The 21,999-nt window shown below is 66.4% G+C and carries 21 protein-coding genes, 2 tRNA genes and 1 pseudogene; 13 read left to right on the forward strand and 11 right to left on the reverse strand.

Annotated elements, in window-relative coordinates; genetic code table 11:
* Positions 1–258: pseudogene (locus OXQ33_RS00005) on the reverse strand (hypothetical protein); the annotation flags it as partial.
* Between the two features lie 443 nt (positions 259–701).
* Here OXQ33_RS00005 and dksA point away from each other — a divergent pair.
* Positions 702–1,163 (forward strand): RNA polymerase-binding protein DksA, encoded by a 462-nt coding sequence (gene dksA, locus OXQ33_RS00010; protein WP_267432390.1) that lies wholly within the window; start codon positions 702–704, stop codon positions 1,161–1,163.
* A gap of 188 nt (positions 1,164–1,351) precedes the next feature.
* A complete protein-coding gene (locus OXQ33_RS00015) occupies positions 1,352–1,759 on the forward strand; it encodes a PilZ domain-containing protein (protein ID WP_267432391.1) in 408 nt (135 codons plus the stop codon).
* A gap of 158 nt (positions 1,760–1,917) precedes the next feature.
* Here the strand turns inward: OXQ33_RS00015 and OXQ33_RS00020 are convergent, their stop codons facing one another.
* Complete coding sequence (locus OXQ33_RS00020; protein WP_267432393.1) at positions 1,918–2,073, reverse strand: DUF465 domain-containing protein; 156 nt, start codon at positions 2,071–2,073, stop codon at positions 1,918–1,920.
* 513 nt (positions 2,074–2,586) lie between these two features.
* Here OXQ33_RS00020 and OXQ33_RS00025 point away from each other — a divergent pair.
* A complete protein-coding gene (locus OXQ33_RS00025) occupies positions 2,587–2,784 on the forward strand; it encodes a DUF465 domain-containing protein (RefSeq protein WP_267432394.1) in 198 nt (65 codons plus the stop codon).
* Between the two features lie 72 nt (positions 2,785–2,856).
* Positions 2,857–3,318, forward strand: a complete 462-nt coding sequence (locus OXQ33_RS00030) for a DUF1465 family protein (RefSeq protein WP_267432396.1) — start codon at positions 2,857–2,859, stop codon at positions 3,316–3,318.
* Here the strand turns inward: OXQ33_RS00030 and OXQ33_RS00035 are convergent.
* Entirely contained in the window at positions 3,315–4,268 is a 954-nt protein-coding gene (locus OXQ33_RS00035; RefSeq protein ID WP_267432397.1) for a nitronate monooxygenase family protein, read from the reverse strand. The genes OXQ33_RS00030 and OXQ33_RS00035 overlap by 4 nt on opposite strands.
* Before the next feature lie 168 nt (positions 4,269–4,436).
* Between OXQ33_RS00035 and OXQ33_RS00040 the strand changes: the two genes are divergently transcribed.
* On the forward strand, positions 4,437–6,986 hold the full coding sequence (locus OXQ33_RS00040) for a M1 family metallopeptidase (protein ID WP_346015330.1): 2,550 nt from the start codon (positions 4,437–4,439) through the stop codon (positions 6,984–6,986).
* A 184-nt stretch (positions 6,987–7,170) separates the two neighbouring features.
* Positions 7,171–8,832, forward strand: coding sequence for a peptidase S10 (locus OXQ33_RS00045; RefSeq protein ID WP_267432400.1), 1,662 nt, complete (start codon positions 7,171–7,173; stop codon positions 8,830–8,832).
* A 101-nt stretch (positions 8,833–8,933) separates the two neighbouring features.
* Here OXQ33_RS00045 and OXQ33_RS00050 read toward each other — a convergent pair.
* Together OXQ33_RS00050 and OXQ33_RS00055 are read right to left on the reverse strand one after the other, a co-directional pair.
* Positions 8,934–9,009 (reverse strand) — tRNA-Lys (locus tag OXQ33_RS00050).
* A 139-nt stretch (positions 9,010–9,148) separates the two neighbouring features.
* Positions 9,149–9,757, reverse strand: coding sequence for an NAD(P)-dependent oxidoreductase (locus tag OXQ33_RS00055; protein ID WP_267432401.1), 609 nt, complete (start codon positions 9,755–9,757; stop codon positions 9,149–9,151).
* A 41-nt stretch (positions 9,758–9,798) separates the two neighbouring features.
* Between OXQ33_RS00055 and OXQ33_RS00060 the strand changes: the two genes are divergently transcribed.
* A complete protein-coding gene (locus OXQ33_RS00060) occupies positions 9,799–10,203 on the forward strand; it encodes a helix-turn-helix domain-containing protein (protein WP_267432403.1) in 405 nt (134 codons plus the stop codon).
* A gap of 146 nt (positions 10,204–10,349) precedes the next feature.
* Here OXQ33_RS00060 and OXQ33_RS00065 read toward each other — a convergent pair whose 3' ends face one another.
* A complete protein-coding gene (locus tag OXQ33_RS00065) occupies positions 10,350–11,789 on the reverse strand; it encodes an NAD-dependent succinate-semialdehyde dehydrogenase (RefSeq protein ID WP_267432404.1) in 1,440 nt (479 codons plus the stop codon).
* A 240-nt stretch (positions 11,790–12,029) separates the two neighbouring features.
* Here OXQ33_RS00065 and OXQ33_RS00070 point away from each other — a divergent pair, with 240 nt between their 5' ends.
* The 6 genes from OXQ33_RS00070 to OXQ33_RS00095 all read left to right on the forward strand — a co-directional run bounded on the left by OXQ33_RS00070 (position 12,030) and on the right by OXQ33_RS00095 (position 17,444).
* Positions 12,030–13,028 carry a sulfate ABC transporter substrate-binding protein gene (locus OXQ33_RS00070; RefSeq protein ID WP_276039560.1) on the forward strand — a complete coding sequence of 333 codons (999 nt, stop codon included), beginning with the start codon at positions 12,030–12,032 and terminating at the stop codon, positions 13,026–13,028.
* Between the two features lie 4 nt (positions 13,029–13,032).
* Positions 13,033–13,863 carry a sulfate ABC transporter permease subunit CysT gene (cysT, locus tag OXQ33_RS00075; protein WP_267432405.1) on the forward strand — a complete coding sequence of 277 codons (831 nt, stop codon included), beginning with the start codon at positions 13,033–13,035 and terminating at the stop codon, positions 13,861–13,863.
* Entirely contained in the window at positions 13,860–14,705 is an 846-nt protein-coding gene (cysW, locus tag OXQ33_RS00080) for a sulfate ABC transporter permease subunit CysW (RefSeq protein WP_267432406.1), read from the forward strand. The genes cysT and cysW overlap by 4 nt, the downstream gene beginning before the upstream one ends.
* Positions 14,702–15,736, forward strand: a complete 1,035-nt coding sequence (locus OXQ33_RS00085; RefSeq protein ID WP_267432407.1) for a sulfate ABC transporter ATP-binding protein — start codon at positions 14,702–14,704, stop codon at positions 15,734–15,736. Before cysW ends, OXQ33_RS00085 begins: the two co-directional genes overlap by 4 nt.
* A 107-nt stretch (positions 15,737–15,843) precedes the next feature.
* The gene (locus OXQ33_RS00090; protein WP_267432408.1) at positions 15,844–17,268 is read left to right on the forward strand and encodes a phospholipase D-like domain-containing protein; all 1,425 of its coding nucleotides are present in this window, start codon (positions 15,844–15,846) and stop codon (positions 17,266–17,268) included.
* Entirely contained in the window at positions 17,268–17,444 is a 177-nt protein-coding gene (locus OXQ33_RS00095) for a DUF4169 family protein (protein WP_267432409.1), read from the forward strand. Before OXQ33_RS00090 ends, OXQ33_RS00095 begins: the two co-directional genes overlap by 1 nt.
* A gap of 64 nt (positions 17,445–17,508) precedes the next feature.
* On the opposite strand, the gene OXQ33_RS00100 is transcribed toward OXQ33_RS00095, so the two are convergent.
* From OXQ33_RS00100 to mrdA, 5 genes are all read right to left on the reverse strand, one after another.
* Entirely contained in the window at positions 17,509–18,180 is a 672-nt protein-coding gene (locus OXQ33_RS00100) for a spermidine synthase (protein ID WP_267432410.1), read from the reverse strand.
* The gene (locus OXQ33_RS00105; protein ID WP_061779050.1) at positions 18,177–18,539 is read right to left on the reverse strand and encodes a DUF6481 family protein; all 363 of its coding nucleotides are present in this window, start codon (positions 18,537–18,539) and stop codon (positions 18,177–18,179) included. Before OXQ33_RS00105 ends, OXQ33_RS00100 begins: the two co-directional genes overlap by 4 nt.
* 78 nt (positions 18,540–18,617) lie before the next feature.
* Positions 18,618–18,693 (reverse strand) — tRNA-Lys (locus OXQ33_RS00110).
* Positions 18,694–18,811: 118 nt separating this feature from the next.
* Positions 18,812–19,924 (reverse strand): rod shape-determining protein RodA, encoded by a 1,113-nt coding sequence (gene rodA / locus OXQ33_RS00115; protein WP_267432411.1) that lies wholly within the window; start codon positions 19,922–19,924, stop codon positions 18,812–18,814.
* A complete protein-coding gene (mrdA, locus tag OXQ33_RS00120; RefSeq protein ID WP_267432412.1) occupies positions 19,921–21,999 on the reverse strand; it encodes a penicillin-binding protein 2 in 2,079 nt (692 codons plus the stop codon). Before mrdA ends, rodA begins: the two co-directional genes overlap by 4 nt.

A 21,999-nucleotide genomic window follows, 5' to 3' on the forward strand; every position in this document is an offset into this window, starting at 1 on the left:
CTCGGCATCGGGTGTTTCGGTCGTGACGGTGATGACGGTGGGGGGCGGGGTAGTGGTGGTCGTGGTCCGGCGCGTGACGATCCGGCGAGCGGCGCGGGGCGGCGGCGGGCGGTGGACGATCCGCTTCTTCTTAACCTTGGTCTGCTTGACGAGCGGCGGGCGCTGGGGATGGTCCACCATGTGGACGGCCCCGCCGCCGATCACGGCGCCACCTGCGGCACATGCCGTCAGCTTCGCCAAGGCCATTCGCACTGACATCGTCACATCCTCAAACCAGGCGGAGGCTCAAACCCGTCGGGGACGGCGTCGCCGCCCAAGCCGCCCGCACGGCCGCCCCACATGGCCGCCATGTGTTCGCCTCTGTCATTATAGTGACCAAGAAATCCCTAAGGTCCAACCCCGTTCTTCGAAACCGCGTTCAGCTTTGGGATTCGTGCCGGCGGGATCGATTCCGGTTCGAACCGCTCATGCCGTTCGTCACGTGACGATTCGAGGATCGGGTGTGGAAATAGGCCATCTCACTCGGCTTTCGTCCATTTCCCGTTCACCTCGCAATATTATTATAGAAAGAGTGATTACGATGAAATGCCGGTCGCTTGCGGCGGACGGTGGCACCGACTATAGGCGCTCTCGACCATTAGGGGGCGGCCCCGAGGACACGGTGCGGAGCGTCGCACCGACGGGCCCTTTGGGAGAGTGGTATGGCGACGGTGTTTAATCGCGTGACGGACTCCACCGGGCCGGATGTGGCCAACGATATCGATGAGAATTATCGTCCCAGCGCGGACGAGCCTTTCATGAGCCTGAAGCAGCAGGCCTATTTCCGGCGCAAATTGCTGGATTGGAAGGAATCGATCCAGCGGGAGGCGCAGGGCACCCTGTCGCAGCTTCAGATCGACTCGCTGCGCGAACCCGATCTGACCGATCGCGCGTCGAGCGAGACGGACTGGTCGATCGAACTTCGCACCCGCGATCGCCAGCGCAAGCTGATCTCGAAGATCGACGCCGCGCTGCGTCGGCTGGACGAGGGCGAGTATGGCTATTGCGAGGTGACCGGCGAGCCGATCAGCCTGGGTCGGCTGGAAGCCCGGCCCATCGCGACCATGACGGTCGAGGCGCAGGAACGTCACGAGCGGAACGAAAAGGTCTCCCGCGACGACTGACGCGCCGTCCCCCGCCGTTTTTTGCCCGGACATCCGGGCGTTGGCCGGTGGGGCGCGTCGGCGTGGCGCAAACGACTTGCCCCATTCGGCGACAATCTGTTGGGCTCATCCTACATTAAGGAATTGGCAAGACCGTCGCGGGTAACGCATGGTCGGGCTAGCAAAAACGGGCACCGACGGATTTCGATATGGACGCGATGAACCGCGAACCCGGCAACGGGACTCAGATGGTGGAAGACGACGATTCGGACCGGGCCGATCGCACCGGTCGGCGCGACAGTCTTTTGCTGATGGCGCAGATGACCCTGGCGGGCGACGCCGCGCCGCGCGAAGTGCGGGTCCGCAACATCTCCGAGGGCGGATTGATGGCCGAACTGCCCCTTGCGGTGGAGATCGGCGCGCCGATCACCTTCGATCTGCGGGGCATTGGCCCGGTCGCGGGTCGGGTCGCATGGAGCACCCAGGGACGGGTCGGTGTTGCCTTCGACCGGCCGATCGATCCCAAGCTGGTCCGCAAGCCGGTCGGCGGCGGCACCACCACGCCGGATTACGCCAAGCCCGCAACGGGGTTGCGCACCCGCCCATTCAGCTACTGAGGGCTATCCGAAATTTTTTTGGGGGATGACCATCGCTTTGGTGGTCGTCTCTCATCGATGGAGGGGCGGGGCAGGGGCCCTTTCGACCCGATCATCTTGGCCCTGAAAGCGGGGCCAAAGGCCGCGGCGGGTCCGACGACCCGCGCGGCCAGCCAAGGCTATAGGCCTTGCATCTCTTCCTTCAGCTTCAGCTTCTGCTTCTTGAGATCCGCCAGAATCCGAGTGTCCGGCACGGGACGCTGCGACTCGGCGCTGATTCGCCGATCGAGCGTGGCGTGCTTGGTCTCCAGGGCCGTTTGATGCGCCGTATACATAGGGCTTCAACTCCTGTCCTTGCTGTGGGGAAGGAAGTAAATCACCAAATCGGCCATCTGTCCCCCCTCTTTTTAACAGAATCGACCGACCGAGCGATTTGGACGGATGACATGTTGCCACCCTATGCCCCTCTCTTCCGTCTCCCCTCATGGAGGGGAGAGGGTTGCGCAGACTTAGGCTTTGCGCAGCAAAGGCTTAGTCGGAGCTGGGTGAGGGGTGTGCGCTCGAAGAGCGCGCGAGCCTGCGGCTCGCTCGACCCCTCACCCAAGCTGCGCTAGCCAGCAGGCTGGCAAGCTCCGCTAACCCTCTCCCCTGTCCAGGGGAGAGGGAAGAAGGAATGGCAAGAATGTCGATGGGCCCTGGCCATGGGGCGGCAGGCGGGCCGGGGTTCGGCTCCACAATGGGCCGCCCATAACGGCCATTGCCGTTTACCGGACCGGACCCTAGAGGGGCGGACGGACGCCGGAGTTTCCGGGCGTCGGCTCATCGGGAACCCGTCGGAGGGGAGCAGGATGGACGTCACGCTGGCGCGCGCGCGGATCGACATGTTGCGTGTGGAGCATCGCGATCTCGACGATGCCATTTCGGCGCTGTTGATGGCGCCGACCCCCGATCAGTTGCAGATCGCCCGGCTGAAGAAGCGCAAGCTGCGGTTGCGCGATGAACTGGCGGAACTGGAGGATCGGCTGATCCCCGACATCATCGCCTGACCGCGCCGTATTGGAGCATCTTATAGGACACCGCCACTTGTCAGGGGCTGGGCTCCGTGCGAGCGTCCGCTGATGCTGCGTTTTACTTTCGACAGCCATTTCCAGAGGCGGCTGATCGACAGCCTTTACGCCGAGGCGATGATCCTGGCCGAGGCGTCGCGCGGCTATTTCGACGGGATAGGGCGGGAGGAGCGTGACGCGCTGGGGCCGGTCCAACGCGTGAGTTTCTCGTGTGAGTCGGTGAAGGTAACGACACGGCTGATGCATGTCCTCACCTGGCTGTTGACCCAGCGCGCGGTCGATGCGGGCGAACTCCACTGGACCGAGGCGAGGCTGCCGGCGCGGCGACTGGCGCGTTCGCCCGAGTCGGATATGCGGCAGGTCGGCCAGCTTCCTTCGCGGGCGCTCAGGCTGACCCAGGCCAGTATCGACCTGCACGGCCGGGTCGAACGGCTCGACGTGATGGCCGACAGCGCGCTGCGGACGATGAGCCCGGTTCGCCTGCTTCAGGCCCGGTTGAGCCGGGCCTTCTAACCCAGCAGCCGCGCGCGCGCCGCCGTATATTGGCGGGCAAGCGTTGCCACGCGCTCGGCGGCGGGTTCGATCCCGTCGATCGCGCCGATCCCCTGGCCAGCACCCCAGATATCGCGCCAGGCCTTCGCCGCCTGCCCGCCGCCGAAGTTCATCGCCGCCGCATCCCCTTCGGGCAGATGGTCGGGATCGAGACCCGCCGCCAGGATCGAGGCGCGCAGGTAATTGCCATGCACGCCGGTGAACAGGCTGGAATAGACGATGTCGCTGGCCCGGCCATCGACCACCGCCTGCTTGTAGGCCGCCGCCGCATTCGCCTCGACGGTCGCGATGAAGGGCGAGCCGATATAGGCCAGGTCGGCGCCCATCGCCTGCGCGGCCAGGATCGCATCCCCCGTCGCGATGGATCCCGCCAGCGCCAGCGGACCGTCGAACCATTGACGGATTTCCTGCACCAGCGCGAAGGGAGAAAGCCGTCCGGCATGACCGCCCGCACCCGTCGCCACCGCGATCAGGCCGTCCGCGCCCTTCTCCACCGCCTTGCGCGCGAAGCGGTCGTCGATCACGTCGTGCAGGGTGATGCCGCCCCAGGCGTGAACCCCCGCATTCACATCCTCGCGCGCGCCCAGCGAGGTGATGACGATCGGCACCTTCCACTTGGCACAGACCGCCAGATCGGCCTCCAGCCGGTCGTTGGAACGGTGGACGATCTGGTTGACCGCGAAGGGCGCGGCGGGGCGGTCGGGATGCGCCCGGTCGTGCCCGGCCAGTTCCTCGGTGATCCGGTGCAGCCACTCGTCCAGCAGGCTGACGGGCCGGGCGTTCAGCGCCGGAAAAGAGCCGACGATCCCCGCCTTGCACTGGGCGATGACGAGATCGGGATTGGAAATGATGAACAGCGGCGACCCGATGACAGGGAGGGCCAGGCGACTCAGGGCAGGGGGCAGGCTCATGCCTTGACGATAACGTAAACGTTAACCCTGTCCAGCGTTCGCCGATGTGACAAAGTGACATCAGCGTCATTTGCTTTGGCGTGGCGAGCGCGTAGAGATCGGGCCATCCTGAAATGAGAGGCCCAGATCGCCATGAAGTCCGCTTTTTCGGTCCTGCTTGCGTTGACCGTGTCCACCCCGGCGCTCGCGGCGGGCCAGTTGCCCCAGACGGTGGCGCCGGTGCTGTACGACATCACGGTGCGCCCCGATGCGAAGGCGATGACCTTCGCCGGTGAGGAAACGGTCGATGTCGATGTGCGCCAGGCGACCGCGACCATCGTCCTGAACGCCGCCGACCTGACGATCACCCGCGCGACCTTCGACGGCAAGCCGGTGCCCTTCGCGCTCGACAAGGATGCGCAGACGCTGACCCTGACGCTGCCTCAGGCGGCGAGTGTGGGGCGGCACAAGGTCGGTTTCGCCTGGACCGGCACGATCAACCGCTCGGCCAATGGTCTCTTCGCGATCGACTATAGCAATGCCGATGGCAGCCCGTCGCGGATGCTGGCGACCCAGTTCGAGGCGCCCGATGCCCGCCGCTTCGCGCCGATGTGGGACGAACCCGCCTTCAAGGCCAAGTTCCGCCTGACCGCCACCGCGCCCAAGGGGCAGCGCGCAATCAGCAACATGCCCGCATCCTCGATCACGCCACAGGCCGATGGGACGCAACTGTACCGCTTCAACGAGACGCCCGTCATGTCGAGCTATCTGCTCTATTTCGGATCGGGCGATCTGGACCGAAAGACGGTGAATGCGAACGGCGTCGAGATCGGCGTGGTCAGCCGCAAGGGCGTGGTCGACCAGGGTGATTATTCGCTGGCCTCGGCGTCCAGGCTGCTGGCCTATTACAACGACTATTTCGGCACGCCCTATCCGCTGCCCAAGATGGACATGATCGCGGGGCCGGGTTCCAGCCAGTTCTTCGGCGCGATGGAGAATTGGGGCGCGATCTTCTATTTCGAGAATGAACTGCTCTTCAATCCGCAGGTGATGACCGAGAGCAACCGCCAGCGCATCCATACCGTCGTCGCGCATGAGATGGCGCACCAGTGGTTCGGCGACCTCGTCACCATGCGGTGGTGGGACGATCTGTGGCTGAACGAGGGCTTCGCGTCGTGGATGGAGGGCAAGGCCAGCAACGACCTGAACCCGAGCTGGAAGGCCGCCGCCGCCAATATCGCGGGCGAGCGCGAGTCCGCCATGGGCATCGATGCGACCGCCGCGACCCATCCGATCATCCGCAAGATCGAAACCGTCGACCAGATCGGCGAGGCGTTCGACAGCATCACCTATCTGAAGGGGCAGGCGGTGATCGGGATGATCGAATCGACGCTGGGTGCGGACACGTTCCGCAAGGGCATCCGCGCCTATATGGCGAAATACAAATATCAGAACACCGTGACCGACCAGCTTTGGGAGGAATTGTCCAAGGCGTCGGGGACGAACATCGCGACCATCGCGCATGACTTCACCTTGCAGGGCGGCGTGCCGCTGATCACCCTGTCGGGTTCGCGTTGCGAGGGGGGCAAGACGGTCGCGATGCTGTCGCAGGGCCGCTTCGGCCTGGACGAGGCATCCAAGGCTCCGCAGACCTGGCATGTGCCGATCCGCGTCGCGACGATCGGCGGCGGCGAGACCAGCGCCGTCGTCACCGGTGCGGCCCCCGCACCGGTCAGCGTCGGCGGCTGCGGCACTCTGGTCCTGAACCGGGGCAAGGGCTCCTATACCCGCGTCATGTACGACGATGCGGGCCATGCCGCGATCGTGCGCGACTATGCCAAGCTGTCGCTGGAGGACCGGCTGGGCACGCTGGGCGACGATTATGCGCTGGCGGCGGGCGGCTATCAGGATCTGGGCCGCTGGTTCGACCTGATGGCGCGGGTGCAGCCCGAGGCCGATCCGCTGGAATGGGATGCGGTCACGGGCGAATTGTCGCGTCTGGACGGCCTTTACGAAGGCACGCCGCTCGAAAAGCCGTTGCGCGCGAAGATCGCCGCGATCCTGTCGCCGGTGCTGGCGCGTGTCGGGTTCGAGGCGAAGCCGGATGAGGGCGCACTCGTCTCCAACCTGCGCGAGACGCTGATCGGTCGGCTGGGCACCAGCGGTGACGAGATGGTGGCGGCGCGGGCGCGGGGCTATGTCACCGCGCTGGCCAAGAACCCCAACGCCATTCCCGCCGCGATCCGCCAGCCGATCCTGGCGACCTATGCGACCCGCGCGACGCTCGCCGAATGGGACCGGCTGTACGAACTGGCCAAGGAAGAGCGCAATCCGGTGGTGAAGAACCGCTATGTCTCGCTGCTGGGCTATGCCGAGGACGAGGCTGCGGCGCGTCGGGCGCTGAGCGTGTTGAAGAACGACACCTTCACCCCGCCGCAGCGCGCGGCCCTGCTCCGCTCGATCGCGGGGGCGCATCCCGATATGGCGTTCGACTGGGCGGTCGCGAACAAGGCGCTGGTCGACAGCTTCCTGGAAGAGAGCAACCGTGCGACCTTCATCGTCGGGCTGGGCGCGGGCTCGAACGATCCGGCCATGCCCGGCAAGATCGAAAGCTGGGCCGCCGCCAACCTGCCCGAAGGCTCGCGCGGCGGCGCCAAGCGCTCCATCGCGCAGATCGCGGTGCGCAAGGCGGTTGCCGAACGGCTGAAGCCTGCCGTGGAGGCCTGGCTGGCGCGCTGATCGTCCCTCCACCACCCGGCGTTGCCGGGTGGTCCCCCTCCCCAGGCAAAGCTTGGGGAGGATTTGGACAACCTCATTCCTCTCCAAGCTTTGCTTGGGAAGGGGGACCATTGCGCCAGCAATGGTGGAGGTGCCAGGCCCCTCATGCTCGAACCCCTTGCCTTGCCTTCAAAAACGCGGAACGATGACGGCTCCGTCATTCAATCGTGAGCGCTTCGTGATCCGCAACAGCCTTGTCCTGCTCCTCGCCGCCACCGCCCTGACCGCGCCGCTCGCCGCGCAGGAGGAAGGGGAGAAAAAGGCCCCGCACCACGAAGCTGCCAAGGCTGAGGCGGAAGCCGCCTGGGCCCGCGCGCCGCTCGACGAGACGGAGGTACGGCGCAAGGACAGCGTGACGATCAACGGGCGCAGCTATCCCTATGTTGCCTCGGCGGGCACGCTGACCGTCCGCGATATCGAGGGCAAGCCGACCGCCTCGATGTTCTACACCGCCTATACGCTGGACGGCGTGAAGCCCGGCACCAAGCGGCCGGTGACGTTCCTGTACAATGGCGGGCCGGGCTCGCCCTCTTTCTGGCTGCGCATGGGCTCGTTCGCGCCGATCCGCATCCGCACGACCAGCCCGGAATTCGTGCGGCCCGCGCCCTATGATGTGGGGCCCAACCCGGACTCGCTGCTCGACAAGACCGACCTGGTGTTCCTCGACGCGATCGGTACCGGCTATTCGCGACCGCTAGGCGATATGAAGCCCGCGCAATTCTATGGCGTGGACGAGGATGTCGACGTGTTCGCGGGCGCGATCCAGCGTTACGTGACCAAATATGGTCGCTGGATGAGCCCCAAATTCCTGCTCGGCGAAAGCTATGGCACGCTGCGCTCCGGCGCCTTGGCGTACCAGTTGCAGGAAAAGGGCATGGCGCTGAACGGCGTCATCCTGCTCAGCTCGATCATGAATTACGGCTATCGCCAGCCAGGGCTGGATCAGGTCTATCTCAATTACCTGCCCAGCTATGCGGCGACCGCCTGGTATCACAACCGCCTGGCCGACCGCCCCGCCGATGTCGCGACGGTGGTGGCGCAGGCCCGCGCTTTCGCGGTCGGGCCATACATGTCGGCGCTGGCCAAGGGGCAGAGCATCTCGCCCGAGGAGCGCGACCAGATCGCCGAGCAGATGAGCCGGCTGATCGGCATCTCGCCCGAGTTCATCAAGCGCGCGAACCTGCGCATCGACCTGCCGCGCTTTCAGAAGGAATTGTTGCGCGGGTCGGCCCGGACGGTGGGGCGGTTCGATTCGCGCTATCTGGGGATCGACACCGACGCGGCGGGCGAGCGGCCGGAGACGGACGCCTCTTCGGACGCGATTTCAGGAGCTTATATCGCGTCCTTCCAAGACTATCTGCAATCGACGCTCGGCTACAAGACCGAGCTGCCGTACCGCCTGTCGGCGCGCGATGCGGCGGGCTGGACCTGGAACTGGAAGCACAAGTCGCCGGATGGGGGGCAGAACAATCCCAACACCGCGATCGACCTGGCCGCCGCGATGCGGGCGAACCCGTATCTGAAAGTGCTGTCGATGAACGGCTATTACGACATGGCGACGCCGTTCTTCGGCACCGAGAACGATCTGGGGCATATGATGCTGGAGCCCGCGCAACAGGCGAATTTGCGGTTCACCTACTATCCGGCGGGGCACATGACCTACCTGAACCCGGATGCGCTGCGGAGCATGAAGGCCGACCTGGCCGGTTGGTATGACGAGGCGGTGAGCGATGCGAAGTCGTCCACCCCGCCGGTGCCGCCTTCGGGGCAGGGGGCCACGCCCTCAGGCCGAAGCGCGGCAAACTGAACGGCAGAGGGGGCGGTAACGGTCGTACCGTTGCCGCCCAGCGGACGGGGTACGAGCAGCATCGCTCATCAAGATATAAGTATTTGAAAGATGCTGGAAAATGGTGGACGCACTTGGGCTCGAACCAAGGACCCGCTGATTAAGAGTCAGCTGCTCTACCAACTGAGCTATGCGTCCATCGCCGATTTTCGGCTAGGCGGGGAGGGTGTCCCCGGCTGGTCGGGCGCTGTTAGCGGAGCGAGTCCGACCTGCCAAGGGGTTTTTTGACATTTTTACGGCTGCCGGGACCGGCCCTCAGATCGCGGCGGATTCAGGCTCAATAGCCGACGGTGAAGCGCTGGCGGATGTGGCGGGGCTGCTCGATCTCGTCGGCGAGCGCGATGGCGTAATCCTCGAACGAGATGCTGCTGCCATTCTCGTTCGACAGAAGCTGGTCGGTGCCGAGCCGGAACTGGCCGGTCCGCTCGCCGGGGACGAACATCGCCGAGGGCGAGAGGAAGGTCCATTCCAGATCGTCCGCCCCGCGCAGCAGGTCGAGGAAGGTTGCGCCCGCGCTCGCTTCGGCCTTGTATGCTTCAGGGAAGTTGGGCTGGTCGATCAGGCGCTGGCCGGGCGCGACCTCCAGGCTGCCTGCGCCGCCGACGACCAGATAGCGCTTCACGCCGGAGGCGCGGACGGTGTCGATCAGGCTTTGCGCGTCGGTGACGAGGAAATGGACAGAACTGATCACCGCGTCATGCCCGCGCAGCGTCTCGGCCAGCGCGGCGGTGTCGCTCAGATCGCCCGCGACCGCGGTCACGCCGGGCAGGGTCGCGATCCGCTCGGGCGCGCGGGCGATGGCGGTCACCTGATGGCCGCGATCCGACAACTCCTTCAGGATGCGCGAGCCCGCATTGCCCGAGGCTCCGATCAGCGCGATCTTCATGGTCTTTCCTTTCGTTGGTCCACTTTGTAGACCATGGAGTTATGCAGAGCAGCACCGCGCCACAAGACGTCCTTTTCGAGGGACCAGGTCACACCTGCCTGACCGGGGAGGGCGGTTGCCCGATCCGCGACGTGCTCGACCGGATCGGGGACCAATGGACCCTGTTGATCCTCGCCGCGCTGGAGCCGGAGACGCTGCGGTTCAACGTGTTGCTGCGCCGGATCGGGGACGTGTCGAAGCAGATGTTGTCGCGAACGCTCCGACGGCTGGAGGAGGACGGGTTCGTGGAGCGGACCGTCTATCCGGACGTGCCGCCGCGAGTGGAATACCGGCTGACGGAACTGGGGCGCTCGTTCCTGGAGCCGATGCGCGGGCTGATTCGCTGGGCGGATGAGCATCAGCCGCAGGTCGAGGCGGCACGGGCGGCGTATCGGGCGCGGGGGTGAGGGGGGCTGCCCCTCCACCACGCCCTTCGGTCGCGGTCCCCCTCCCCATCGGCGATGGGGAGGAATGGATCTTCTAAATCCTCCCCAAGCTATGCTTGGGGAGGGGGACCGCCGGGCGTGAGCCCGGTGGTGGAGGGGCGGAACCGTCAGGCGATATGCACCGCCTTGGTGATCATATGGTTGGCGATGCCTTCCGGTCCGTCCTCCGAGCCATAGCCGCTTTCCTTGACTCCGCCGAACGGCGCATCGCCCCAGCTCAGCCGCACGGTGTTGATGGCGATCATGCCCGCCTCGATCTCGTCGCCGAGCTGGTTCTGGCGGCGGCCATTCTCGGTGAAGCAATAAGCGCCCAGGCCGAAGGGCAGGCGGTTCGCCTCGGCAATGGCGTCCTCGGTCGTGGCGAAGGGGCGGATGAGAGCGATGGGGCCGAACGGCTCTTCATTCATCGCCTTGGCGTCGAGCGACACGTCGGCCAGCACGGTGGGGGCGAAGAAGAAGCCCTCACCGTCTTTGGCCTCGCCGCCGGTGAGCTTGCGCGCGCCGTTGCGCACCGCATCCTCGATCATCGCGCCGATTGCCTCGGGGCGGCGGGGATTGGCCATCGGGCCCATCTGCGTGTCCGAGGACAGGCCGTCACCGATCTTCAGCGCGGCGGCGCGTTCGGCAAATCCCTTGGCAAAGCGCTCATAGATGCCTTCCTGCACATGGAAGCGGGTGGGCGCGACGCAGACCTGGCCCGCATTGCGGAATTTGTGCGTGACGAGCGTGTCGAGCGTCTTGTCGAGGTCGCAATCGTCGAAGACCAGCACGGGGCCATGCCCACCCAGCTCCATGGTCGACTTCATCACCGTATCGGCGGCGAGCTTGAGCAGATGCTTGCCGACCGGCACCGAGCCGGTGAAGCTCAGTTTGCGCGTGACCGGCGAGGCAAGCAGGTGGCGCGATACCGCGTCGGGCACACCGAAGACGAGTTGCGCGACGTCCCCCGGCAACCCCGCATCCTGGAAGCAGCGCAGGATCGCGATGGCGCTGGCGGGGGTTTCCTCGCTGGGCTTCAGGATGACGGAACAACCGGCGGCGATGGCGGGCGACAGCTTGCGCACCGGGTTCATCACGGGGAAGTTCCAGGCGCAGAAGGCCGCGACCGGGCCGACCGGCTGTTGCAGCACCAGCGAGCGGGTGCCCGTGGGGCGCGGCAGGACGCGGCCATAGATGCGGACCGCTTCCCCGGCGTGGAAGTCGAGCAAAGCGGCGGTGGCCGCGACCTCGCCGCGTGCCTCGACGATCGGCTTGCCTTCCTCCAGCGTGGCGAGGCGGGCGAGATCCTCGGCGCGCTCGCGGACCAGGGCGGCGGTGCGATGGAGCACGGCGGCGCGTTCCTGCGGCGCGGTCTTGCGCCACAGCTCGAATCCGCGCGCGGCGGCCTCAAGCGCGCGGTCCATGTCGGCGGTCGTCGCCAGCGGCAGGTCGCCCAGCGGCTGGCCGGTCGCAGGGTTCAGCACGGCTTGCGTCTCACGCCCTTCCAGCCCCAGCCATTCGCCGCCGATATAGAGGCCGGTCTTCACGTCAAAATCGGGGGCGGTCATGCGCGTCCTTTCCAAGACTGTAAGCGTTTGATGCGGGCGGGAGATTGGCCCTGGCGAGCACCGATGCAAGGGTTGGTCGTGCCGAACCGGGCTTCTGTCCGGATCGGGGGAGCAAAAGCAGGGCTTTGTGCGTCCCAAGCTTTCCGGCATTTCCTATCGGGGGGATCGAGATAGGTTGTGCGCCGAAACGAAAAGGGACGGGTCCAGATGCGAGCACCATTTCCGGCCATAATGGCCGCCATGATGATCGGAGTGATCGGCCTGTCCGGCTGTTCGGGCGGGGGCAATGGCGGCAAGGGCTCGGTCGAGCTGCTGAACGTCAGCTATGATCCGACGCGTGAGCTGTACAAGGACGTCAACGCCGCCTTCGCCAAACAGTGGCAGGCCAAGACCGGCCAGACCGTGTCGTTCCGCATGAGCCATGGCGGCTCGGGCAAACAGTCGCGCTCGGTGATCGACGGGCTGTCGGCCGATGTGGTGACGCTGGCGCTCGCCTATGACATCGACGCCATTGCCGAGCGGGCCAAGCTGCTCCCCGCCAATTGGCAGAGCCGTTTGCCGGACAATAGCGCGCCTTACACCTCGACCATCGTGTTCCTGGTGCGCAAGGGCAATCCCAAGGGCATTCGCGACTGGGCCGATCTGGTGAAGCCGGGCGTACAGGTCATCACGCCCAGCCCCAAGACCAGCGGCGGCGCGCGGTGGAATTTCCTGGCGGCCTGGGCCTATGGCAAGAAGGCGGGCGGATCGGACGCGGCGGCACAGAAATATGTCGCCGACCTCTATTCGCATGTGCCGGTGCTCGACTCCGGCGCGCGCGGCGCGACCACGACCTTTGTCGAGCGCGGCCTGGGCGATGTGCTGATCGCCTGGGAGAATGAGGCACTGCTGTCCGAGAAGGAATTGGGCGCAGGCAAGTTCGACATCGTCGCCCCCTCCATCTCGATCCTCGCCGAGCCGCCCGTCGCCGTGGTCGACGCCAATGCCAAGGCGCATGGCACCGAGCAGGTCGCCACCGAATATCTGAAATTCCTCTACACGCCCGAGGGGCAGGAGATTGCCGCGCGCAACTTCTATCGTCCGCGCGATCAGTCGGTACTGGCCAAACATGCCGCGACCTTCCCCAAGCTGGAGATGGTGACGATCCAGGATTTCGGCGGCTGGGCGGCGGCGCAGAAGCGGTTCTTCGCGGACGGCGGCGTGTTCGACGCCATCTATGCCGGCGGCAAGCGGCGCTGATCGCATGAGAGCTGCAAAGCGCCGCTCGGCGCTGCCGGGCTTCGGCCTGACCATGGGCATGACCCTGTTCTGGCTGGGTCTGGTCGTCCTGGTGCCGCTGTCGGCGCTGGTCATCCGGGCGGCGGGCATGGGCTGGGAAGGCTTTGCCGAGGTCGGGCTGTCGCCGCGTGCGCTGGCCGCTTACCGGCTGAGCTTCGGCGCGGCGCTGGCGGCGGCGGCGGTCAATGCGGTGTTCGGGCTGCTGATCGCCTGGATTCTGGTCCGCTATGAATTTCCGGGCAAGAAGCTGATCGACGCGGCGGTCGACTTGCCCTTCGCGCTGCCGACGGCGGTGGCGGGCATCGCGCTGGTCTCGCTCTATTCGGACAATGGCTGGGTCGGGTCGCTGCTGGCGCCGCTGGGGATCAAGGTCGCCTATACGCCGCTGGGCGTGACGATTGCCTTGGTTTTCATCGGTTTGCCGTTCATCGTTCGCTCGGTGCAGCCGGTGCTGGCCGATCTGGGCCGCGACGTGGAAGAGGCGGCGGCCACACTGGGGGCGACGCGCGCGCAGACCTTTCGCCGGGTGATCCTGCCCGCCATCGCGCCCGCTTTGCTGACCGGCTTCGCGCTCGCCTTTGCGCGGGGCGTGGGCGAATATGGTTCGATCATCTTCATCGCGGGCAACATGCCCTTCAAGTCGGAGATCGCGCCGCTGCTGATCATCACCCAACTCGAACAGTTCGACTATGACGGTGCGACCGCCATCGCCTGTGTGATGCTGGTCCTGTCCTTCGCGATGCTGCTCTTCGTCAATCTGCTCCAGGCGTGGCGCGCCAAGCGGGGGACGCGATGAGCGGTTCCAACCCGACCACGATCGAAAGCCCCTGGGCGCGCCGGGCGCTGATCGGCACCGGCTTCCTGTTCCTGGCGTTGTTCCTGTTCCTGCCGCTGGTGATGGTCTTCGCGGGCGCGCTGGCCAAGGGGTGGGAGACCTTCGCGACCGAGCTGTCCGACCCCGATGCGCTGGCGGCGATCCGGTTGACCCTGCTGGTCGCAGCCATTTCGGTGCCGGTGAACGCGGTGTTCGGCGTCGCGGCCTCCTGGGCCATCGCCAAGTTCGACTTTCGCGGTAAAAGCTTGCTCATCTCGCTGATCGACCTGCCCTTTTCGGTGTCGCCGGTGGTGTCGGGCCTGATCTTCGTGCTGCTGTTCGGGGCGCAGGGCTGGCTGGGGCCGTGGCTGACCGAGCATGGCGTGCGGATCATCTTCGCGGTGCCGGGCATCGTGCTGGCGACCGTGTTCGTGACCTTCCCCTTCGTTGCGCGCGAGCTGATCCCGCTGATGGCCGAGCAGGGCCGCGACGACGAGGAAGCGGCCCGGTCGCTGGGGGCGAGCGGATGGCAGACCTTCTGGCATGTGACGCTACCCAATATCCGCTGGGGGCTGCTCTACGGTGTGCTGCTATGCAATGCCCGCGCGATGGGGGAGTTTGGCGCGGTGTCGGTCGTGTCGGGGCATATCCGGGGGCTGACCAACACCATGCCGTTGCATGTCGAGATATTGTACAATGAATATGACTTTGTCGGCGCGTTCGCGGTGGCGTCTCTGCTCGCCTCGCTCGCGCTGGTGACCTTGGGAGTGAAGACCGTGCTGGAATGGCGTTTTGGCATCCACCGGGCGGGAGCCGCGCATTGAGCATCGTTGTCGAGAATATCTCCCGCCGTTTCGGGGGTTTCACCGCGCTGGACCGTGTGTCGCTGGAGACGAAGCCGGGCGAGTTCCTGGCGCTGCTGGGGCCATCCGGCTCGGGCAAGACCACGCTGTTGCGGACCATCGCGGGGCTGGACTTTGCGGACGAGGGGCATGTGCTGTTCGACGGGCAGGACATGACCGGCACCCCCGCGGCCGAGCGGCGGATCGGCTTCGTCTTTCAGAATTACGCGCTGTTCCGCCATATGACGGTGGCGCAGAACATCGCCTTCGGCCTGACGGTCCGCAAGCGCCGCGACCGGCCGTCCAAGGCTGCCATCGCGGCCAAGGTCGCCGAACTGCTGGAGCTGATCCAGCTGCCGCAACTGGGCGACCGCTACCCGGCGCAACTGTCGGGTGGTCAGCGCCAGCGGGTCGCGCTGGCCCGTGCGCTCGCCATCGAGCCGCGTCTGCTCCTCCTCGACGAGCCGTTCGGCGCGCTCGACGCGCAGGTGCGCAAGGATTTGCGCGGCTGGCTGCGGCGGATTCATGACGAGACGGGGCTGACCTCGATCTTCGTGACGCACGACCAGGAAGAGGCGCTGGAGATCGCCGACCGCATCGTGGTGATGCGCGGCGGCGTGATCGAGCAGGTGGGCACCCCGCACGAGGTGCAGAGCGCGCCCGCGACCGCCTTCGTCTCCTCCTTCATCGGCGAGACGAACCGTCTGCCCGTCATGCGTCGCGACGGCGCGGCGGTGGTGGGCGAGGGGCTGGCGGTCCTGCCCGATGAGGCGCGCGGGCATGGGGTGGGCGAGCTTCATATCCGCCCGCACGATGTCGAACTGGCCGAAAGGGGGGACAAGGACGCCCTGGCGGTCACCGTCATCACCGCTCGTCCCATCGGCCGTTCGTGCCGAATCACCGCGCAGGTCGCCGGGGTGGCCGAGACGCTGACCTTCGATCTGCCGGTCGCGGTCGAGGCGGCGGCCGGAGACCGTCTGGCCGTCCGTCCCCTCCGCTATCGGATATTTTGAGCTGCTTTTGTGTTTGCCGATTTCTGACAATTCGCACGGACGCCCGCTTCGCTATTTGCCAGCGGCGGATCGTCCGGGCATGACGCGGCGGTAATCGGGAGATCGGCGTGAAGGTCGGACAGGAATGCTGGCGGATCGAACAGGCCGACCGGATGGCGGTCATCATCGACGCGGAGAAATATTTCCGCATGGCCCGCCGCGCGATGTTGAACGCCCGGCGGCAGATTTTGCTGATCGGCTGGGACTTCGACGCGCGGATCATGTTGGATCACGACGAAGCGCCCGGCGAGACGGTGGGCGACTTCATCTATTCGCTGGTCCAGCGCCAGCCGGAGCTTGAGATATATCTGCTCCGCTGGGACACGGGGGCGATCAAGTCGCTGTTCCGGGGGCGGACCTTCTTCACGGTGATGAAGTGGATGGCGCACAAGCGTATCCATACCAAGATGGACGGCCATCATCCCATCGCCGCCTCGCATCATCAAAAGATCGTCATCATCGACGACCAGCTGGCCTTTTGCGGCGGGATCGACATGACCAGCGACCGCTGGGACACGCGCGAACATCGCGACAACGACCCCGGCCGCAAGCGTCCCGGCGGTCAGCCCTACAAGCCCTGGCACGACGCGATCAGCGCGGTCGAGGGGCCCGTGACCCATGCGCTGGGCGAATTGTTCCGCGAGCGCTGGCATCTGGCGGGCGGCAAGCGCATGGCCCCGGCGGTGCCGGGTGCGAGTTGCTGGCCAGAGGGACTGGAGCCCGACTTCATCGACCAGCCGGTCGCGATCGCGCGCACCATGCCCGAGATGGACGACCAAGCCCCGGTGCATGAGAATGAGGCGCTGTTCCTGGCGCAGATCGCGCGGGCCGAACGCTATGTCTATATCGAGAGCCAGTATTTCGCCTCCCGCCGCGTGGCGGAGGCGATCGCCAGGCGGCTGGACGAGGTGGACGGCCCCGAATTCGTCATCATCAACCCGCTGACCGCGCAAGGCTGGCTGGAGCCGATCGCGATGGACACGGCGCGCGCCCGTTTGATCGAGGCGCTGCGGCGGCGGGACCGGCATGGACGGTTGCGGCTTTATCACCCGTTCACGGCGGGGGGTGAGGCGATCTATTGCCACGCCAAGATCCTGATCGCCGACGACCGGGTGTTCCGGCTGGGGTCGTCCAACCTCAACAACCGCTCGATGCGGCTGGACACCGAATGCGACCTGGCGCTGGCGGTCGAACCCGACAGCGCGGCGGGGCGGCGGATCAGCGTGATCCGAGACGACCTGCTCGCTGAGCATCTGGGTGTGGCCCCCGGTGACGTGGCGGAGGCCGTGGCGCGTAACGGCTCACTGGTGAAGGCGGTCGAGCAACTGCGTGGGACCAAGGGGCGGACGCTTCGCCCCTATGAGGCACCCGATCTGTCCAGCGTCGAGGAATGGCTGGCCGATAATGAAGTGCTGGACCCCGAAGGCCCCACCGAGATGTTCGAGTCGCTGACCGCGCGAAAGGGCCTGTTCCGGCGGTTGCGGCGGCGCTGATGGGCGAGGTCGTTAATTTCCGTCAGGCGCGCAAAGCTCTGGTCCGCAAGGCGGCCGAACAACAGGCGACCGAAAACCGGGCGCGTTTCGGTCGGACCAAGGCGGAGAAGCAGCGCGATGCCGTGGAGCAGGAGCGGCTGCGAAAGGAACTGGACGGGGCCAAGCGCGAGGATTGAGCCGGTGCCGGATATGCCGGGCAAAGGCACTTCCTTCTCCCCTCCCAGAGGGGGGAAGGAAAGCTCAGCGCGGCGTCGCGAACCAGATGGTATGGGTCGCGCCCTTGCCGTTTTCGCGGGCCCGGACCTTCACCTCATCCACGGCGAAGCCATTGCGCGACAGGCGGCGGGTGAAGACGGGGTCGGGCGCGGCGGACCAGATCGCCAGCACGCCGCCCGGGCGAAGCGCGATGCGCGCCTCGTCCAGCCCACGGGCCGAATAAAGCCCGTCATTGGCCGGGCGGGTCAGCCCGTCGGGGCCGTTGTCCACATCGAGCAGGATCGCGTCATAGGTGCCGCGCCCCGCATAGATGGCATTGCCGACATCGCCCATGGCCAGCGTCACGCGCGGATCGTCCAGGCACCCGGCGGTCAACTCCGCCATCGGTCCTCGCGCCCATTCGATGATGCCGGGGACCAGTTCGGCGACGGTGACCCGCGCATCCTTGCCCAGCCGCGCCAGCACCGCGCGTAGGGTGAAGCCCATGCCATAGCCGCCGATCAGCAGATGCGGCGCATTCCGCCCGTTTAGCCGGTCGCAGGTCATCGTGCCGAGCGCCACTTCCGAGCCGCTCATCCGCGTGCTCATCAGCTCGTTGCGGTCGAGGACGATCATGAAGTCCTTGCCGCGCCGGAACAGGCGTAGCGGCTCGCCGCCGGGCACCTCGGCGACGCCCAGCAGCTCGCGCGGGGTCACTTGCCCTGGCGTGCCTTGCGAGCGGCGTAGCGGGCGTCGCGCGCGGCCTTCAGCTCGGCGGCGGTCGGAACCACCGGCGGGCGTGCGGCGGCGGCAGCGGCCTCTGCGGCGGCGTCCGCCTCGGCCTGGGCCTTGGCACGGGCTTCCTCGCGAGCGGCCTTTTCCTGCTCGATCGCGGCCTTGTGCGCGGCGCGGCGCTCGGCCTCGGCGGCCTCCTTGGCCTCACGCGCGGCGGCGCGGGCGGCGACCACCGCCGGGTCGGGCGCGGCCTTGTTGCGCAACTTTTCGAGCGCCGCCGCCTTGGCATCGCGCGAAGCCGATGCACGATCGGCGAAACCGGGAACCTTATATCCTGCCATCAATCATCTATCCCGTTTGGGGGGCGAAGGGCCCCATAGCACAACGGCCCCGCATCGCTGCGGAGCCGTCGGAAAAACTGGTGGACGCACTTGGGCTCGAACCAAGGACCCGCTGATTAAGAGTCAGCTGCTCTACCAACTGAGCTATGCGTCCGATCGTCACGCTCGTCAGGCCGTCCGGCGGCCCGCCTCGTGATCGGGAGGCGCGCCTTTAGCACCGCCTTCCCGCTTTGCAAATGCTTTTCGGCGAATGGCGCGACTTTTTTCGCGGGTCACCAGCGCGCGGCGCGCCGGTTTTCCCGGTCGATCGCCATCAATATGCCCAGGCACAGCAGCACCGTCATCTGCGAGGATCCGCCATAGCTGACCAGGGGCAGGGGGATGCCGACCACGGGCGCGAGACCCATGACCATCATCAGATTGACCATGACATAGATGAAGATCGTGGTGGACAGCCCCGCCGCCGTCAGCCGGGCGAAGCGCGTCGGGGCGGCCTGCGCCACGTTCAGGCCCCAACGGATGACCATCAGGAACGCGAAGATCAACAGGCACCCGCCGATCAGTCCCCATTCCTCCGCCATGGTCGCGAAGACGAAATCGGTATGACCTTCGGGTAGATAGTCGAGATGGCTCTGCGTGCCGTTGAGGAAGCCCTTGCCCCATATGCCGCCCGATCCGATCGCGATCTTGGACTGGCTGATATGATAGCCGGTGCCCAGCGGATCGCTTTCGGGGTCGAGGAAGATCAGCACCCGGTTGCGCTGATAATCGTGCAGCACGAAATTGACCGCCAGGGGGGCCGCCACCGCCAACGCCATCGCCCCGCCGATGAAAAGGCGCAGAGGCACCCCCGCCAGGAACATGACCGTCGCCCCGCCCGCGCAGATCATCAGCGCGGTGCCCAGGTCCGGCTGCTTCATCACCAGCGCGGCGGGCACGCCGATCATCGCGGCGACCGGCCATATCCCCGACAAGCGCCGCGTCTCGGCCGGCGGCATGAGCTCGTAGAAGCGTGCCGCGCCCAGCACAATGAACAGCTTCATCAACTCGGACGGCTGGAGGCGGATGAAGCCGACATCCAGCCATCGCTGGCTGCCCCCGCGCACCGCACCGAGCAGTTCGACGAGCACGAGCAGGACGACGAGGATCAGATAGCCCGGCATGGCGATCCGTCGCCACAGATCGAGCGGCAGGCGCGACAGGACCAGCGATCCCGCCAGCAGCACGAAGAAGCGCACCCCCTGCGGCTTGGCCCAGGGGGTCAGCGATCCGCCCGCCGCCGAATAGAGCACGACCAGCCCGAAACAGCCGATCGCCATGACCAGCAGGATCACCCGCCAGGGCAGTTGCGCGATGGGTTCGGGAATGATGCGGGGACCGCTCATGGATTGGGGTCCGCTATATCGTCGCCGGGGTCGGTCTCGCGCGTCGCCATCGCTTCGGCCTGCGCGTCGGACACGTTGGTCGCCGCCTCGACCGCGGGGGCGTCGGTGGCGGCGCCCGCATCGGTCTTGGTCGCGGCGGAGGCGGGCTTGGGCGAATGGGCGGCGCGATAGGCGGCTTCGTCGGCGCGCATCCGGGTGGCGATGTCGCCGCCCCAGGTGGGCTCGTCTTGTGCCAGCGAAGCGAGCGCCCGGTCCCGGTCGAACAGATAGGTCATGATGTCGCGCCCGATCAGCGGCGCGTCGAGATTGCGCACGGTATGGCCGTTATGTTCGAGGACGACGGAGATGGCATAGCGCGGATTGTCGGCGGGCGCGAAGCCGACGAACAGCGCGTGATCGCGCAGCTTGAACGGCAACTGCCCGTTCTTGAGCACGCCGGTACTGCGCCGCTCCGCCATGCTGATCCGGCGAACCTGCGCCGTGCCGGTCTTCGCCGCGAGCGCGACGCCGGGCACCAGCATCCGCGCCGCGCCGCCCGTGCCGCCTTGGTTGACCACGCCGAACATCGCATCGCGCACGACCGCCAGATGCTCGGACGCCAGGGGCAGGGCGGGGGCGTCGAGATGGACCTGGTGCGACAACAGGCTGGGCTTCAGGTCGCGACCCGAAGCGATCCGCGCCGCCATCACCGCCAGTTGCAACGGATTGGCCAGCACATAGCCCTGGCCGATCGACGCGTTCAGGCCATCGGCGATGGTCCATTTCGTCTTGTATTTCTTCAGCTTCCACGCCGAATCCGGCACGGTGCCATAACGCTGCGTATTAAGCGGCAGGTCGAATTTCTGCCCCAGTCCCAGCATCCGTGCGACCGGCGCGATCTTGTCGTACCCCATGCGCCGGATCATCTCGTAGAAATAGATGTCGCAGCTCTGCTCGATCGCGCCCTTCAGGTTGAGCGCGCCGTGCCCGCCCTTTTTATGGCAGTGGAACACCCCGGTGCCGACCCGCATCGCGCCCGTGCACAGGATGCGGTCGTCCGCGCCGACCCCGGCCGCCAGCAAGGCCAGTCCGTTCATCGGCTTGACGGTCGAGCCCGGCGGATACAGCCCCTGCGTCACCTTGTTCATCAGGGGCACATGGTCGTTCTCCGACAGCATCGACCATTCCAGATGGCTGATCCCGTCCGAAAAGCTGTTGGGGTCGTAGGCGGGCATCGAGACCATCGCCAGCGTCTCGCCGGTGCGACAGTCGATGACCACCGCTGAACCCGAATTGGTGCCCAGACGCCGTGCGGCATATTCCTGCAACCCGGCATCGATGGTCAGGCGGATGTTACGACCCGGCACGTCGGGGCGGGTGGCGAGCTCGGCGACGACCTTGCCGCGCGCGGTCACCTCGACCCGCTTCGCGCCGGGCTTGCCCCGCAAATAGGGCTCCAGCATCTTTTCCAGCCCGTCCTTGCCCAGCTTGAAACCGGGGGTGACGAGCAACTGGTCGTGCGTGGCCTTGAACTGCTCGGCGGTGGGCGTGCCGACATAGCCGGTCAGGTGGGCGACCGCCGGTCCGGCGGGATAGAAGCGCGCGAACCCCCGCGTCGGCTGGACGCCGGGCAGTTCGGGCAGGCGGACGCTGACCGCCGCGAAGCGTTCCCAGTCCAGCCGCTCGGCGACCTGCACCGGCTGGAACCCGGCGGCGTGTTCCAGGTCCAGGCGGATGCGGTTCATCGCCTCATCGTCCAGCTTCAGGATTTGGCGGAGCAGGTTCAGCACCCGCTCCTTGTCCTCGTCGGCCAGCCGGTCGGGGATGATGTCGACGCGGAAATCGGTGCGGTTGTTGGCGATGGGCAGCCCGTGCCGGTCGATCAGCCAGCCCCGGCGCGGCGGGATCATCGTCGTGTTGACGCGGTTGCTCTCGGAGAGAAGATTATACTTCTCGTTCTGCGCGATCGATAGCCACGCCATCCGCCCGGCGAGCAGCAGCCCGACCGCTCCCTGCGCCGCGCCGAGCACGAAGGCACGGCGCGAAAAGCTATAGGCCTGCGCCGCCTCGGTCATGATCCGCCCCTGGCGTTCCAT

Source organism: Sphingomonas sp. GM_Shp_1 (assembly GCF_026540895.1).
In the GTDB taxonomy this organism is placed as follows: Bacteria; Pseudomonadota; Alphaproteobacteria; order Sphingomonadales; family Sphingomonadaceae; genus Sphingomonas.

Bases quoted from the DNA above. Each gene is read 5' to 3' on its own strand.
- OXQ33_RS00045 (WP_267432400.1), top strand. From the start codon at position 7,171: ATGACGGCTCCGTCATTCAATCGTGAGCGCTTCGTGATCCGCAACAGC.
- OXQ33_RS00035 (WP_267432397.1), bottom strand. From the start codon at position 4,268: ATGAGCCTGCCCCCTGCCCTGAGTCGCCTGGCCCTCCCTGTCATCGGG.
- cysT (WP_267432405.1), top strand. From the start codon at position 13,033: ATGAGAGCTGCAAAGCGCCGCTCGGCGCTGCCGGGCTTCGGCCTGACC.
- OXQ33_RS00105 (WP_061779050.1), bottom strand. From the start codon at position 18,539: ATGGCAGGATATAAGGTTCCCGGTTTCGCCGATCGTGCATCGGCTTCG.
- OXQ33_RS00030 (WP_267432396.1), top strand. From the start codon at position 2,857: ATGCTGCGTTTTACTTTCGACAGCCATTTCCAGAGGCGGCTGATCGAC.
- OXQ33_RS00055 (WP_267432401.1), bottom strand. From the start codon at position 9,757: ATGAAGATCGCGCTGATCGGAGCCTCGGGCAATGCGGGCTCGCGCATC.
- OXQ33_RS00095 (WP_267432409.1), top strand. From the start codon at position 17,268: ATGGGCGAGGTCGTTAATTTCCGTCAGGCGCGCAAAGCTCTGGTCCGC.
- OXQ33_RS00065 (WP_267432404.1), bottom strand. From the start codon at position 11,789: ATGACCGCCCCCGATTTTGACGTGAAGACCGGCCTCTATATCGGCGGC.
- dksA (WP_267432390.1), top strand. From the start codon at position 702: ATGGCGACGGTGTTTAATCGCGTGACGGACTCCACCGGGCCGGATGTG.
- OXQ33_RS00025 (WP_267432394.1), top strand. From the start codon at position 2,587: ATGGACGTCACGCTGGCGCGCGCGCGGATCGACATGTTGCGTGTGGAG.
- OXQ33_RS00015 (WP_267432391.1), top strand. From the start codon at position 1,352: ATGGACGCGATGAACCGCGAACCCGGCAACGGGACTCAGATGGTGGAA.
- OXQ33_RS00060 (WP_267432403.1), top strand. From the start codon at position 9,799: ATGCAGAGCAGCACCGCGCCACAAGACGTCCTTTTCGAGGGACCAGGT.
- OXQ33_RS00020 (WP_267432393.1), bottom strand. From the start codon at position 2,073: ATGTATACGGCGCATCAAACGGCCCTGGAGACCAAGCACGCCACGCTC.
- OXQ33_RS00070 (WP_276039560.1), top strand. From the start codon at position 12,030: ATGATGATCGGAGTGATCGGCCTGTCCGGCTGTTCGGGCGGGGGCAAT.
- rodA (WP_267432411.1), bottom strand. From the start codon at position 19,924: ATGAGCGGTCCCCGCATCATTCCCGAACCCATCGCGCAACTGCCCTGG.
- mrdA (WP_267432412.1), bottom strand. From the start codon at position 21,999: ATGGAACGCCAGGGGCGGATCATGACCGAGGCGGCGCAGGCCTATAGC.
- cysW (WP_267432406.1), top strand. From the start codon at position 13,860: ATGAGCGGTTCCAACCCGACCACGATCGAAAGCCCCTGGGCGCGCCGG.